Genomic DNA, 14,794 nt, shown 5'->3' on the forward strand with positions numbered 1-14,794 from the left:
AGAAGGCAATGATAAAAGATTTCTCTTGTTAGGCGTAGCGCGCTGCGATAATGCGGTACGGCTGCCACTGGAAAGGCTAGTAGAAGTAAGTTTGTTTAATGCCTTGAACACCGTTTTTACATGCTCAAGGCGCGAGCGGGGAACCGGGCATTTAGAAAGCGTACAACTGCGCTATGAAAAAATCACTTGGTGTATCGTAGATGGCAATATTCAATATACTGACGCCTGGAACGAACGTACTACGGCATAAAGCAAAGATGGCGCAATACCCCATAATAAAGGCGCCCGCAGGCACCTCAAGGACTATCACACTCTCACCCCTTTGACGCTTTCCCCGCAATCACTCCGATAAAATCCAGCACCTGCTTTTGCTTGCGCGCGTAGAGCCTTTCCACGGCGCTCAGGGACTTCATCAGTTCTGACTCTTCGGGTTCGGCGGTGCGTGCGGCATGCACTTCTGGATCAAATGAAACCGCAATACTATGCGTATCAGTTATGGTGACTATTCCCTTTAATAGTGACTGCGATCAGCGATGCGCAGGTGTTGGCGCACCTTCGCATCGCGCTAATAAAATCCCTGTAAATTCCCCCAGTATCTTGGGTGAAGTCCAGATGTAAATAAGATGAAATAAGCGCGAATAGCACGCTTTTGGAATAAATAGAAAACGCCTTCATCCCAATAAATCCGGTATTATTCAGCGTATAAATTCATTACCTTCCACACGCCTGAATATCCCCGCGCTCCAGAAAACAACGCCTGTCGATATCTGCCAAAAATGCGATCTAACTCACTGAAGCAAATAGCAAACTCTGAAACAACATCAATTTGTACACTTTGCTTTACACTTTTAGTGATGTGTATCACAAATAGTAACCCGCGAAGTGATCCGACTCTCACAAAATGGGGTGTACTCATTCACCAATACAAAATGAGAACAGCCTGGAAAGTAAAGTTTTCAGTATTTCCCGTCGCAGGTAACGCTCAACAGCGAACGACAAAACAACACGCAAAAAAAAACTTGTTGAATATGAATAGGTAAAAAAATGACGTGTGATTTGCATCACTCACATTTACAGATTTTGGAATTATTGCCAGTGATTAATGTTGCTCGAGCTATTTCCATAATCAATTAAATCTTGCATAGTGCCTCCACATTATTTCTCCCCCTGGCTCAGGAGGCGAATAGTTATATTTCATCAGACTTTATTGATGAACCAGGTATGCTTTACTTCACATTAATACGTACATGACCACTGTTACTGGAGAAACAAAATGAATTATCCGGCAGAACCCTTCCGTATTAAAAGCGTTGAAACTGTATCTATGATCCCGCGTGATGAACGCCTTAAGAAAATGCAGGAAGCGGGTTACAATACTTTCCTGTTAAATTCGAAAGATATTTATATTGACCTGCTGACCGACAGTGGCACCAACGCAATGAGCGACAAGCAGTGGGCCGGAATGATGATGGGTGATGAAGCGTACGCGGGCAGCGAAAACTTCTACCATCTGGAAAGAACGGTTCAGGAACTGTTTGGCTTTAAACATATTGTTCCGACTCACCAGGGCCGCGGCGCTGAAAACCTGTTATCGCAGCTGGCTATTAAACCTGGGCAATATGTTGCCGGGAATATGTATTTCACCACTACCCGTTATCACCAGGAAAAAAATGGCGCGGTGTTTGTCGATATCGTTCGTGACGAAGCACACGATGCCGGTCTGAATATTGCATTTAAAGGTGATATCGATCTTAAAAAATTACAAAAGCTGATTGATGAAAAAGGCGCCGAGAATATTGCCTATATCTGCCTGGCGGTGACGGTTAACCTCGCGGGCGGGCAGCCGGTATCGATGGCTAACATGCGTGCGGTACGTGAACTGACAAAAGCACACGGCATTAAAGTGTTCTACGACGCCACCCGCTGCGTAGAAAACGCCTACTTTATCAAAGAGCAAGAGCAGGGCTTTGAGAACAAGAGCATCGCAGAGATCGTGCATGAGATGTTCAGCTACGCCGACGGTTGTACCATGAGTGGTAAAAAAGACTGTCTGGTAAACATCGGCGGCTTCCTGTGCATGAATGATGACGAAATGTTCTCTGCTGCCAAAGAGTTAGTCGTAGTGTACGAAGGGATGCCATCCTACGGCGGCCTGGCCGGACGCGACATGGAAGCCATGGCGATTGGTCTGCGCGAAGCCATGCAGTATGAGTACATTGAGCACCGCGTGAAGCAGGTGCGCTACCTGGGCGACAAGCTGAAAGCTGCTGGCGTACCGATTGTTGAACCGGTGGGCGGTCATGCGGTATTCCTCGATGCGCGCCGCTTCTGCGAGCATCTGACGCAGGACGAGTTCCCGGCGCAAAGCCTGGCTGCCAGCATCTATGTAGAAACTGGTGTACGTAGTATGGAGCGCGGAATTATCTCTGCGGGTCGTAATAACGTAACCGGCGAACACCACAGACCGAAACTGGAAACCGTGCGTCTGACGATTCCACGTCGCGTTTATACCTACGCGCATATGGATGTGGTGGCCGACGGTATTATTAAACTTTACCAGCACAAAGAAGATATTCGCGGGCTGAAGTTTATATACGAGCCGAAGCAGTTGCGTTTCTTTACCGCACGCTTTGATTATATCTAAATAATCATTATGGCCCCATCTGGCGATGGGGCTTTTTTGTCTTCTTTTTCCATGAACAGGAAGCCTTTGCGGTGTCCGTTACCGTGACAGAACTATAAAAAGTAAACCCTGACTCCGACATTTTTATTATCCGCATGATGTACAAATGACAGCTGTAATTATAACGAATAGTCTACAGGAACATTTATCATGGATATTAATGCCATTGAGCGACAGAGTAGTACCCCCGGACTGATTAGCGGAACCATGTTGGTTATCGCGACCGTAGTGGGTGGCGGAATGTTTTCCCTGCCGATTGCGATGGCCGGCGTATGGTTCCCCGGTGCGTCGGTTATTCTTCTCTTTATTGCCATCATGATGTTATTAACCGGCCTGATGCTGGTTGAAGTTAACCTGCATTATGGCGCTGGTGCCAGTTTTAATACCTTTACCCAGGATTTATTAGGCCGTAAGTGGAATATCGTGGTGGGTATCGCTTTCGGCTTTGTGCTGTATATTCTGACCTATGCCTATATCTCCGGTTCATCGGCGGTGATGGCGCAAACCGTATTTAAATACAGCGGCGTACGTTTTCCGGCAAATATCTCGGTGATTATCGTTAGTATGCTGGTTGGGGCGATTGCCTGGTACAGTTCCTTGCTGGTTGGACGCATCACTACCGTGCTGATTATCGGTAAATTTGTGGCGTTCTTTGCCACCTTCTCCGGGCTAGTGGGCCATATCGAAGTGGCAAAACTCGTCGACAGCGTGGCGGTGGCGCTGCCCAATTCGCAGTATCTGCCGTATATCCTGATGACGCTGCCGTTCTGCATTATCTCGTTTGGTTTTCACGGTAACGTGCCGAGCCTGGTCAAGCTGTACGGCACGAGCGGGATTTCGAATATTACGCGCTCTATTATCATCGGCACGCTGTTTGCCCTGCTGCTGTATATCTTCTGGTTAGCCGTTACGATGGGTAACATTAGCCGTTCCTCGTTCCCGCCAATTATCGCCAAAGGCGGCAATATCGACGTGTTTGTCGAGGCCATCAGCGGGCTGTTCACCAGCCGTTATATGGATCTGATCCTGACCTTCTTCGGCAACTTCGCGGTCGCCAGTTCCCTGCTGGCGGCGACGCTTGGCCTGTTTGATTACATCGCCGATCTGTTTCATTTCCCGGATGACGGTATGGGCCGCCTGAAAACCGCGCTGGTGACTTACTTCCCACCAGCCGCCGTGTGCTTTTTCTTCCCGAACGGTTTTGTGCACGCAATTGGTTACGCCGGTCTGGCCTTTACCATCTGGAGCGTGATCCTGCCGCCGTTCTTGGTGAAAGCGGCGCGGAAGCGTTTTCCGACCGCCAGCTATACCGCGCCGTGTAATAACACCGTGCTCAATCTGGTGATTGTCTGTGGGGCGATTGTTTATCTGACGGTTGTTCTGGACGTATTTGGTCTGCTGCCAACGTTTCGTTAGACGGAGTCAAAATGAAAAACGTGTTGTCTGTTCAGTCGTCAGTCGTTTATGGCTATGCCGGAAATAAAGCCGCCGTGTTGCCGATGCAGCTTTCGGGGATCGATGTATGGCCGTTTTACACCGTGCAGTTTTCCAACCACACCCAGTACGGGATGTGGCAGGGCATGGCGATGCCGCACGGCGAGTTGAGCGCCATCATCAGCGGGCTGGATGACCTGCAAAAGCTGGCGCAATGTGATGCCGTATTGTCAGGGTATCTTGGAGATAAACGCCATTGCGAAGAGGTCAAGCACGCGGTCACCACCATTCGCCAGCGTAATCCGCAGGCGCTCTATTTTTGCGATCCAGTAATGGGCGACCCGCAAAAAGGCTGCATTGTCGCGCAGGGCGTGGAGTCCTTTTTTGTCGATGACGCTATTCAACTGGCCGACATAATGGGGCCGAATCTCTATGAGCTGGGCGTGCTGACGGGCAGACAACTGCGTAGTTTTGACGAGGTGGTGGAAGCGGCGCAGCAGCTGGTGGCATGGGGCGTGAACAAGGTACTGGTGAAGCATCTCGGCGACTGCTCGCGTGACAAACAGGCGTTTGAAATGCTGCTGGTGACGGCGGAACAGACGTTACACATCGCCCGGCCGCTGTATAGCTTTGCCAAAATGCCGGTGGGCGTTGGGGATCTGATTTGCAGCGTGATGCTGGCCTCACTGCTCAATGGTTATGATGACAAGCTGGCGCTGGAGCGGACCACCAGTGTTGTTGACGCGGTGATGCGACTAACGAAAGAGCGCGACTCGTATGAACTGCGGCTGATAGACGCGCGTCACCAGATAATGGCGCCGCAGATTCGCTATCAGGCAACGGTACTGTAGCGCCGCAAGGAGTCTCTATGTTTCTGACATTACTACGATTTCAGCATCCGCTGGTCTACCGTTTTGCGTGGCTTCGTCTGTGGGTCAGGGTGTTAAGAGCGTGCGGGCTGCGCAAGTGAAAGGGGGCCAGTTGCCGGATGCGGCGCTTGCGCCTTATCCGGCCGACAAATGAGCGTGAAACGCAGACATTACACGCGGAAGTAGCGTGGTGGGATCAACGCAGAAAAGGCGTCGAACTTCTTCACCATCTTTTTCCAGAACAACATAACAACAATCCTCGATTTGAAACATCGGCGCTATTTTAGTCAGCGCCGACAAATCGTAAAGCCTGTCACCTCGTTCCGATTCCGGGGCGGTGTAAACCTTTATGGTCACCGCGTCGTCAAATACGATTGCCGCGAATTTGGCGGGGTTGACAACGGGTTACGCCATAAACCAGTAATAAAAGAGACCAACTTTCAGGCCGAGGATCACAATGTAGGCGCAGCAGTATTTCATGGCGCCAGACATTATCTGGTTGGCCTGACCGTCCATTTTGGTGGCTGAAACTGCGATGGCGATGCTCTGCGGCGAAATCATTTTTCCGCCCGTTGCGCCGGAGGTATTGGCCGCCGCCAGCCAGTTGGGATCGATATGCAGCTTACTGGCGGCAATAGTTTGCAGCTTACCGAACAGAATGTTCGAGTTGGTATCGCTGCCGGTCACAAACGTGCCCAGCGCGCCAATCACCGGGGCGAGGAAGACGTATGAGCTGCCGGTCAGATCGACAATCGACTGGGCCAGCGTGGAAATAATTCCGCTGAGATCCATCACCGTGGCCAGCGCGACGATCGCCATAATCGCCACAATGGAATTTTTAAGCTGGAAAATGGTTTTGATAAACACTTCCAGCATCCCACGTGCCGAAGCCCCCTGAATAAAACCGCCGATAATGGTCGCAAAGATGATCAGCATCCCCGGCGTGGTCACCCATTCCACTTTCAGCGCCAGGGTTTTGCCGTCGGCGAGCGTGAAATGCAGTACCGAGGCCAGTTGGGACGCCGCGGCTTTTATCGTCGGGAACAGCGGTGAACACAGCAGGATAAAGACAAAAATAAACAGATAGATAGAGCCCACGCGGAACAACACTTTTGCCGAGCGCGGCGTGGTTTCGCGGGTATGGCTGACCTCAATGCGCCATTCGGGATCGGTTTTCCCTTTGCGCAGGCGGCTGACTATCGCGACGGCAAACAGGCTGACCAGGCTCCCGGCAAAGGCAGGCAATTCCGCGCCAAGATGGATAGCAACAAAATATTGCGGAACCAGCGTGGTGATGCCGCACATCAGCGTGATCAGAAATACGCCGCGAATGGCTTTCAGGCCGCCGCCAATTATGCAGACAATGACAAACGGCAGCAGGATATTAAACAGCGCCAGTTGCAGAATAATAGTTCCGCCTAAGGTATAAACCGGCAGATTAACCTGTTCCGCCAGAATAGAAACCGGGATCCCGACCGCGCCGAATGCGGTGGGAACGGTATTTGCAACCAGAGAGGCGATCGCCGCCTTCAGCGGGTTGAATCCGAGCGCAATAAGAATGCCGATTGGAATGGCGACCGCCGTACCATAACCCGCCGCAGCTTCTAGGAATCCGCCAAAGCACCATGAAATCAGCAGCACCTGAATACGCTTATCTTCGCTAATGCTGGCGAGAATATCGCGCAGAATATCCAGCGCTTTGGTCGCCTGCATGACGTTATAACTGAAGATAGCGCCGAGGATCACTATCACGATCGGCCATAATCCCTTCAGTGCGCCATAGCCTATTGCGGCTTTCAGATTCTGTACGGGCATTTCCCAGAATAGTGCTGATAACGCGGCGGTGAAAACTAAAGAGATTAGCACGGAATAATGGATGGCCATTTTTAGTTTTAATATTAAAAATACCATCAGTAGTAACGGAGAGAGTGCCAGGGCAAACATAAAATATTCGTTCATTGCTATTCCCGATTGGTTTATTAAACCTGATTTATATTTATGGCGGGGAGGCTACATTGCTGGATTAATAAAAGCTGTAAACTGAATCGCTTCAGTGGATAAAGTAATTATGATTTTTGGTTTTGTAACTATTGTAATCTTTTAATTAAAATTTAATACCGAATAAATATACTTAAGAGTAAGCGAAATACCTATAAGTAGTTATTTAACAACATGTTTGATAATGGTAGTGACGAGAATAGTTATCTCCTGAAACTATTCTTAAGATGTTAATAATGCTGTGGTTTTAAATATAAAAATGTGAGCGATGCCGAAATAAATAAACCTGGCTATTGCATGTCCGAGTCGATTAGGGGATTATTTTGTTTTGTCATACAAATGAAAATACAGACATTTGCGATTGTCCTGATATAAGAAACGGAGAATCGCCATCAAAGGAAAACGATCTGAGCATCATTATGAACCCAGGCATTAGTAAAACGAGCAAACCGAAAAACTGGGTGTGAAAGACGATTGAACCTTTGCTTGATATAGCAATATCAAGCGCAATAAACAGAAATGAAGCAATGGAGTGGTTATTGTGAATGTAAATTTCTTTGTTACCTGCATTGGTGACGCACTGAAATCACGGATGGCACGAGACTCCGTATTGCTGCTGGAAAAACTGGGTTGTCGCGTGAATTTCCCCGAGAAGCAAGGGTGTTGCGGTCAGCCAGCCATCAACAGCGGTTACATCAAAGAAGCGATCCCCGGGATGAAAAACCTGATCGCCGCGCTGGAAGACAACGACGATCCGATTATCTCTCCGGCAGGCTCCTGCACCTATGCGGTAAAAAGCTACCCGACCTATCTGGCCGATGAACCTGAGTGGGCGATCCGTGCTGAGAACGTTGCTGCGCGTATGCAGGATCTCACTTCCTTTATCGTCAACAAACTGGGCGTGGTGGATGTCGGCGCCAGTCTGCATGGCCGCGCCGTATATCACCCCTCCTGTAGCCTGACCCGCAAGCTGGGTGTGAAGGAAGAGCCGCTCACACTGCTGAAAAACGTGCGCGGACTGGAGCTGCTGACGTTTGCCGATCAGGACACCTGCTGCGGCTTTGGCGGAACATTCTCGGTCAAAATGGCTGAAATATCCGGCGAGATGGTGAAAGAGAAAGTTTTCCATCTGATGGATGCGAAGCCGGAATACTTGATTGGCGCAGATGTCAGCTGCCTGCTGAACATTGGCGGTCGACTGCAACGGGAAGGTCAGCCGGTCAAAGTGATGCATATTGCTGAAGTGCTGATGAGCCGCTGAGGGGAAAGAAATGTCGATAAAAACCAGCGATGTAGAATTTAAACTGCGCATTCGCCAGCAGATTGAAGATCCGATCATGCGCAAAGCCGTGGCTAATGCGCAGGAGCGTATCGGCGCGAATCGACAGAAAATGGTCGATGAGTTAGGCCACTGGGAAGACTGGCGCGATCGTGCCAGCCAGATCCGCGATCACGTTCTGAGCAATCTCGACGCTTACCTGTATCAACTCTCCGAGAAAGTGACGCAAAACGGCGGGCACGTCTATTTCGCCAAAACCAAAGAAGAGGCTACCCGCTACATTCTGCAGGTCGCACAGAATAAAAATGCGAAGAAGGTGGTGAAGTCCAAGTCGATGGTGACCGAAGAGATCGGCGTCAATCATGTGCTGCAGGATGCCGGAATTCAGGTGATCGAAACCGATCTCGGCGAATACATCCTGCAACTGGATCAGGATCCGCCTTCGCACGTCGTGGTCCCGGCCATTCATAAAGATCGCTATCAGATCCGCCGTGTGCTGAACGAACGTCTGGGCTACGACGGCCCGGAAACGCCGGAAGCCATGACCTTATTCATTCGCCAGAAGATCCGCGAGGATTTCCTGAGTGCCGAAATCGGCATTACCGGTTGCAACTTTGCCGTGGCGGAAACCGGCTCGGTGTGTCTGGTGACCAACGAAGGCAACGCGCGCATGTGCACCACGCTGCCGAAAACGCATATTGCGGTGATGGGTATGGAGCGTATCGCACCGACGTTTGCCGATGTGGATGTACTGATCACTATGCTGGCGCGCAGCGCCGTGGGCGCACGTCTGACGGGCTACAACACCTGGCTGACCGGCCCGCGTGAGGCGGATAACGTTGACGGACCGGAAGAATTTCATCTGGTGATTGTCGATAACGGGCGCTCGCAGGTGCTGGGCTCAGCGTTTCGTGATGTGCTGCGCTGCATCCGCTGCGGAGCCTGTATGAACACCTGTCCGGCGTATCGTCATATCGGCGGGCATGGCTATGGCTCCATCTATCCAGGTCCCATCGGCGCAGTGATCTCTCCGCTGCTCGGCGGCTATAAAGATTTTAAAGACCTGCCGTATGCCTGTTCACTGTGCACGGCCTGTGACAGCGTCTGTCCGGTGCGGATCCCGCTGTCAAAACTGATCCTGCGGCATCGCCGGGTGATGGCCGAGGAGGGCATTACCCCGAAAGCCGAGCGACGGGCGATCAAAATGTTCGCTTATGCTAACAGCCATCCAGGGCTGTGGAAGGTCGGCATGATGGCCGGGGCCCACGCGGCGAGCTGGTTTATCAATGGCGGTAAAACGCCGCTTAAGGTTGGCGCTATTGGAGACTGGATGGAGGCGCGCGATCTGCCTGATGCTGACGGCGAGAGTTTCCGCAGCTGGTTTAAGAAACATCAGGCGCAGGAGAAAAAAAATGGATAACCGTACCGCATTTTTAAACACCGTCGCCCAGGCGTTGGGTCGCCCGCTGCGTTTCGAACCGCACGCGGATGCCGCGCCGGTTAACAACTATGCCAACGAGCGCCTGACCGAACTGAGCCTCGAGCAGCGCTGCGAGGCGTTTATCCAGTTTGCCAGCGAGGTGATGCTGGCCCGCTGTGAAATGACCCGCGAGGATCAGGCCGCAGACGCGGCGCTCCGCCTGTGTGAGGAGCTGGGGCCGCAACCGGTGGTACTGAGCGGCGACAGTCGGCTGGTGGAACTGGGCATTACCGAACGCTTACAGCAGGCATGCAACGCTGTGGTCTGGGACCCGGCGCGCGGTAGCGAAAATATTACCCAGGCCGAGCAGGCGAAAGTCGGCGTGGTCTATGCCGAGTATGGCCTGACCGAGTCCGGCGGCGTGGTGCTGTTTTCCGCGCCGGAGCGCGGGCGTTCCCTGAGCCTGTTGCCGGAGTCGTCGATTTTCGTGCTGCGTAAAAGCACCATCCTGCCGCGCGTAGCGCAGCTGGCGGAAAAACTGCATCAGAAAGCGCAGGCCGGTGAGCGGATGCCGTCGTGCATTAACATTATCAGTGGACCCAGTTCGACGGCGGATATTGAGCTTATCAAGGTGGTTGGAGTGCATGGCCCGGTGAAGGCGGTGTATCTGATTATTGAGGATTGCTAAGACAGGATGGAAAACCGCTCTGGCGCTACTGGCCAGAGCGGGACAGACGTTATGCAATCATGCTGATGATCAACACGATTATCAAACCCACCACGGAGTTTACCAGTTCCAGCAGACCCCAGGTTTTCAGCGTATCCTTCACCGACAGGTCAAAGTAGCCTTTGAACAGCCAGAACGAGGCATCGTTGATGTGGGTCAGGGTGTTGGAGCCTGCCGCCGTTGCCAGCACCAGTAACGCCGGATCGACGCCCACCAGTTGACCGGTTGCCGGGTCGAGGATGGCTGCGCTGATAATTCCCGCCGCCGTCATGGCTGAGACCACGCCCTGACCGGTTGCCAGACGAATTAATACGGTTATCAACCACGCCATGATGTACGGAGAAATATTGCCGTGTGACATCAACATGCCGATGGTATCGCCAATGCCGGTATCGATGATGGTCTGCTTCAGTACGCCGCCCGCGCCGATGATCAGGATCACCATCGCGATACTTTTCACCGCGTTTTCAAAGGCGTTCATGACCCATTGCATATCATGACCACGCGCGGTACCAAACAGCACGAAGGCAACAATCATGGCGATGAACATCGCAATCGGTGAAGAGCCGAGGAAGTTGACCACTTCCCACGCTTGTGTCCCTTTTACCAGCCAGATGTTGGCAATGGTGGTGGAGATCATGATGATCGCCGGGATCAGCGGCACCAGAATAGACACGCCGAATGACGGCAGATTGTTCTGGTCAACCGGGACGTCGGCTTTCATGAATGACGGCGTCGGACGATCGAGGTTGCCGAGGAATTTCGGCAGGATAAGTCCGGCGCAGATTACGCTCGGAATGGTTACCAGAATACCGTAGATGTAGACCATGCCCATGTCAGCGCCGTAGGCATTAACCAGCGCCACCGGGCCAGGCTGCGGCGGGAACAGGGAGTGCGCGGTGGTGGCGGCGGCAACGGCGGGGATCGCCAGCTTGAGGAACGGGATCTTCGCTTCCGCAGCAATAACGATCACCAGCGGCGCCAGCATAATAAACGCTACTTCATAGAACATCGCCAGGCCGAAGATCAGACCAATAATGATCACCGACAACTGCACATAGCGCAGGCCGAGGCGCGCCAGTAGCGTATGGGCAATCTGATGCGCTGCCCCGGAATCAACCATCAGCTTACCGATGACCGCCCCGAATACCACGATAATCGCCAGCTCTCCCAGCGTACTGCCGAAACCGGATTTCATGGTGTGCAGCAGCTCCATTAAATCCATACCCGCCAGCATGCCGACCGAGAGCGCCGCCAGCAGCAGGGCGACCATCGAGTTTATTTTGAATCTTAGATTAAGTACCAGCATCAGACCGATGCCGAATACGACCCACAGAATATTGAGAACGTGCATAAAACGTCTACCTTCTTTTGGTTGAACCATTATGATTTTGGTTGAGATGTTACATATATTGGTTAACCATTGATGCGATAGATGTCACATTGCGTTACATGTTTACATATTCACCGTGTATTTTTGCGGCGCACATAAGATCAAATCGGCTTTCATTGTGATTTGGTTAACCAATTTTGCCATTGAGGTTGACATGTAATACCAAAAGGAGGAATTTATGCGCCATATCGTCGAGTCCATAATGTAAACGAGGAACAAAACATGGAACAGACATGGCGCTGGTATGGCCCTAACGATCCGGTCACCTTAGCGGATGTGCGTCAGGCGGGTGCCACGGGCGTTGTCACCGCTTTGCACCATATCCCGAACGGGGAAGTGTGGACGGTTGATGAGATCCTAAAGCGCAAAGCGATTATTGAGCAGGCGGGCCTGGTCTGGTCGGTCGTCGAAAGCGTGCCGATCCACGAAGACATTAAAACCCGTTCTGGCAACTATCAGCAGTGGATCGCCAATTACCAGCAGAGCCTGCGTAACCTGGCCCAGTGCGGTATTCGTACCGTGTGCTACAACTTTATGCCGGTTCTCGACTGGACCCGTACCGATCTGGAATACGTCCTGCCGGACGGCTCCAAAGCGTTGCGTTTTGACCAGATTGAATTTGCCGCCTTTGAGCTGCATATCCTCAAACGTCCGGGCGCGGAAGCAGACTACACCGCCGAAGAAATTGCTCAGGCCAATGAACGCTTCGCAACCATGAGCGATGAAGACAAAGCGCGTTTGACCCGCAATATCATCGCCGGTCTGCCGGGTGCGGAAGAAGGCTATACCCTCGATCAGTTCCGTCAGCATCTTGAGCGTTACAAAGATATCGATAAAGCCGCGCTGCGCGAGAATTTTGCCGTCTTCCTGAAAGCGATCATTCCGGTGGCAGAAGAAGCTGGTGTGCGTATGGCGGTACACCCGGACGATCCGCCGCGCCCGATCCTCGGCCTGCCGCGTATTGTTTCCACCGTGGAAGATATGCAGTGGATGGTGGATACGGTCAGCAGCATGGCGAACGGTTTTACCATGTGCACCGGCTCCTACGGCGTTCGTGCGGACAACGACCTGGTTGACATGATCAAACAGTTTGGTCCGCGCATTTACTTCACCCATCTGCGCTCCACGCTGCGTGAAGATAACCCGAAAACCTTCCATGAAGCGGCGCATCTTAACGGCGACGTTGACATGTACGAAGTGGTGAAAGCGATCGTTGAAGAAGAGCAACGTCGTAAAGCTGAGGGCAAAGAGGATCTGATCCCCATGCGACCGGATCACGGTCATCAGATGCTTGACGATCTGAAAAAGAAAACCAACCCCGGTTACTCCGCGATTGGTCGCCTGAAAGGGCTGGCGGAAGTGCGTGGTGTTGAAATGGCTATCCAGCGCGCTTTCTTCAGCCGTTAAAGCAGATTTGCCGGTCACCTGTCTGACCGGCTTTTTCCTTTTCTCTTCCGTTGGTATTCCAACGGCTTCTGGAGTTCACGATGACAACGACAATTGCCAGTAGCAACCTGCCGGTTGCGCGTCCGGCGTGGGACAGTTCTCGCCTGCAATCCCGTATTGTTCACCTGGGATGCGGTGCTTTTCACCGCGCGCATCAGGCGCTGTACACCCACCATCTCTTAGAAACCACCGACAGCGACTGGGGTATCTGTGAAGTTAATCTGATGCCGGGTAACGATTGCGTACTGATTGAAAACCTGCGCAAGCAGCAACTGCTGTATACCGTGGCGGAAAAGGGCGCGGACAACACCGTGCTGAAAGTGATTGGCTCGATGAAAGAAGCGCTGCACCCGGATCTTGACGGTTGCGACGGTATTTTACAGGCCATGGCGCGCCCGCAGACGGCGATTGTCTCGCTGACGGTCACGGAAAAAGGGTACTGCACCGACGCTGCCAGCGGCCAGTTAGATCTCAATAACCCACTGATTAAGCACGATCTGGCGAACCCGACCGCGCCGAAATCGGCGATTGGGTACATCGTACAGGCGTTGCATCTGCGTCGCGAGCAGGGGCTGGCGGCCTTTACCGTGATGTCCTGCGATAACGTGCGTGAAAATGGTCATGTGGCGAAAGTCGCGGTGCTGGGCCTGGCGCAGGCGCGCGACCCGCAGTTAGCGGAGTGGATTGCAGCTAACGCCACCTTCCCATGCACCATGGTAGACCGCATTGTTCCGGCAGCGACGCCAGAAACGTTGCAGGAAATTGCCGACCAGTTGGGCGTTTACGATCCATGTGCTATCGCCTGTGAGCCGTTCCGTCAGTGGGTGATTGAAGACAACTTCGTCAACGGTCGCCCGGACTGGGATAAAGTCGGCGCGCAGTTCGTTGCCGATGTAGTGCCGTTTGAAATGATGAAATTGCGCATGCTTAACGGCAGCCACTCTTTCCTCGCGTATCTGGGCTATCTTGGCGGGTATGAAACTATCGCCGATACCATGACCAATCCCGCGTATCGCAAAGCGGCGTTTGCGCTGATGATGCAGGAACAGGCGCCGACGCTTGCTATGCCGGAAGGCACCGATCTCAACGCCTATGCGACGCTGCTGATCGAACGTTTTAGCAACCCGTCTCTGCGCCACCGCACCTGGCAGATTGCGATGGATGGCAGCCAGAAACTGCCGCAGCGCCTGCTGGATCCGGTGCGTCTGCACCTGCAAAACGGCAGCGACTGGCGTCACCTGGCGCTTGGCGTCGCGGGCTGGATGCGTTATACCCACGGCGTGGATGAGCAGGGGCAGGCCATTGATGTTGTTGACCCAATGCTGGCTGAATTCCAGCGTATTAACCAACAGTACCAGGGGGCTGAACGTGTGACGGCGCTGTTGGGGCTGAGCGGGATTTTTGGCCATGATTTAGCGGAAAACGCCGACTTTGTTGAGACGGTTATCGCCATGTATCAACAACTGTGCGAGCTGGGCGCGCGTGAGTGTGTTGCCGCGCTAAGCGCTGACGCGTAATTCCCCGAACTATGACGGGTCAATCAAA

10 protein-coding genes and 2 pseudogenes are annotated in these 14,794 nt (G+C 52.5%); 9 read left to right on the top strand and 3 right to left on the bottom strand.

The features are described 5' to 3' along the window. Positions 1-139: 139 nt before the first annotated feature. Positions 140-250: pseudogene (locus FOB24_RS24395) on the top strand (type VI secretion system tube protein Hcp); the annotation flags it as partial. A 64-nt stretch (positions 251-314) separates the two neighbouring features. On the opposite strand, the pseudogene FOB24_RS24400 reads toward FOB24_RS24395, so the two are convergent. Continuing rightward, positions 315-440: pseudogene (locus FOB24_RS24400) on the bottom strand (hypothetical protein); the annotation flags it as partial. An 833-nt stretch (positions 441-1,273) separates the two neighbouring features. On the opposite strand from FOB24_RS24400, the gene FOB24_RS04895 reads away from it, so the two are divergent. From FOB24_RS04895 to pdxY, 3 genes are all read left to right on the top strand, one after another. After that, entirely contained in the window at positions 1,274-2,644 is a 1,371-nt protein-coding gene (locus tag FOB24_RS04895) for a tyrosine phenol-lyase (RefSeq protein ID WP_038636869.1), read from the top strand. Positions 2,645-2,833: 189 nt separating this feature from the next. Then, positions 2,834-4,099 carry an aromatic amino acid transporter gene (locus tag FOB24_RS04900; protein ID WP_038636871.1) on the top strand — a complete coding sequence of 422 codons (1,266 nt, stop codon included), beginning with the start codon at positions 2,834-2,836 and terminating at the stop codon, positions 4,097-4,099. Between the two features lie 11 nt (positions 4,100-4,110). Further along, positions 4,111-4,968, top strand: coding sequence for a pyridoxal kinase PdxY (gene pdxY, locus FOB24_RS04905; protein ID WP_150344609.1), 858 nt, complete (start codon positions 4,111-4,113; stop codon positions 4,966-4,968). Positions 4,969-5,391: 423 nt separating this feature from the next. Here pdxY and FOB24_RS04910 read toward each other — a convergent pair whose 3' ends face one another. Continuing rightward, on the bottom strand, positions 5,392-6,945 hold the full coding sequence (locus FOB24_RS04910) for an L-lactate permease (RefSeq protein WP_150344610.1): 1,554 nt from the start codon (positions 6,943-6,945) through the stop codon (positions 5,392-5,394). A 580-nt stretch (positions 6,946-7,525) separates the two neighbouring features. Here FOB24_RS04910 and FOB24_RS04915 point away from each other — a divergent pair. The 3 genes from FOB24_RS04915 to FOB24_RS04925 are packed head-to-tail and all read left to right on the top strand — an operon-like array spanning position 7,526 to position 10,371. Further along, positions 7,526-8,245 carry a (Fe-S)-binding protein gene (locus FOB24_RS04915; RefSeq protein ID WP_042312620.1) on the top strand — a complete coding sequence of 240 codons (720 nt, stop codon included), beginning with the start codon at positions 7,526-7,528 and terminating at the stop codon, positions 8,243-8,245. 10 nt (positions 8,246-8,255) lie between these two features. Further along, entirely contained in the window at positions 8,256-9,683 is a 1,428-nt protein-coding gene (locus FOB24_RS04920; RefSeq protein WP_121529953.1) for a LutB/LldF family L-lactate oxidation iron-sulfur protein, read from the top strand. Next, positions 9,676-10,371, top strand: coding sequence for a LutC/YkgG family protein (locus FOB24_RS04925; protein WP_150344611.1), 696 nt, complete (start codon positions 9,676-9,678; stop codon positions 10,369-10,371). The genes FOB24_RS04920 and FOB24_RS04925 overlap by 8 nt, the downstream gene beginning before the upstream one ends. 49 nt (positions 10,372-10,420) lie before the next feature. Here the strand turns inward: FOB24_RS04925 and gntP are convergent, their stop codons facing one another. Further along, complete coding sequence (gene gntP / locus FOB24_RS04930) at positions 10,421-11,764, bottom strand: gluconate permease GntP (protein WP_038636883.1); 1,344 nt, start codon at positions 11,762-11,764, stop codon at positions 10,421-10,423. A 261-nt stretch (positions 11,765-12,025) separates the two neighbouring features. Here gntP and uxuA point away from each other — a divergent pair, with 261 nt between their 5' ends. Together uxuA and FOB24_RS04940 are read left to right on the top strand one after the other, a co-directional pair. Next, positions 12,026-13,210 (top strand): mannonate dehydratase, encoded by a 1,185-nt coding sequence (uxuA, locus tag FOB24_RS04935; protein ID WP_110496114.1) that lies wholly within the window; start codon positions 12,026-12,028, stop codon positions 13,208-13,210. 80 nt (positions 13,211-13,290) lie between these two features. After that, positions 13,291-14,766 carry a fructuronate reductase gene (locus FOB24_RS04940; protein WP_085048377.1) on the top strand — a complete coding sequence of 492 codons (1,476 nt, stop codon included), beginning with the start codon at positions 13,291-13,293 and terminating at the stop codon, positions 14,764-14,766. The last annotated feature ends 28 nt before the right edge of the window (positions 14,767-14,794 follow it).

Source organism: Citrobacter werkmanii (assembly GCF_008693645.1).
Taxonomy (GTDB): Bacteria; Pseudomonadota; Gammaproteobacteria; order Enterobacterales; family Enterobacteriaceae; genus Citrobacter; species Citrobacter werkmanii.

Coding starts and splice junctions, on each gene's coding strand:
- FOB24_RS04895 (WP_038636869.1), top strand. CDS start 1,274: ATGAATTATCCGGCAGAACCCTTCCGTATTAAAAGCGTTGAAACTGTA.
- FOB24_RS04900 (WP_038636871.1), top strand. CDS start 2,834: ATGGATATTAATGCCATTGAGCGACAGAGTAGTACCCCCGGACTGATT.
- pdxY (WP_150344609.1), top strand. CDS start 4,111: ATGAAAAACGTGTTGTCTGTTCAGTCGTCAGTCGTTTATGGCTATGCC.
- FOB24_RS04910 (WP_150344610.1), bottom strand. CDS start 6,945: ATGAACGAATATTTTATGTTTGCCCTGGCACTCTCTCCGTTACTACTG.
- FOB24_RS04920 (WP_121529953.1), top strand. CDS start 8,256: ATGTCGATAAAAACCAGCGATGTAGAATTTAAACTGCGCATTCGCCAG.
- FOB24_RS04925 (WP_150344611.1), top strand. CDS start 9,676: ATGGATAACCGTACCGCATTTTTAAACACCGTCGCCCAGGCGTTGGGT.
- gntP (WP_038636883.1), bottom strand. CDS start 11,764: ATGCACGTTCTCAATATTCTGTGGGTCGTATTCGGCATCGGTCTGATG.
- uxuA (WP_110496114.1), top strand. CDS start 12,026: ATGGAACAGACATGGCGCTGGTATGGCCCTAACGATCCGGTCACCTTA.
- FOB24_RS04940 (WP_085048377.1), top strand. CDS start 13,291: ATGACAACGACAATTGCCAGTAGCAACCTGCCGGTTGCGCGTCCGGCG.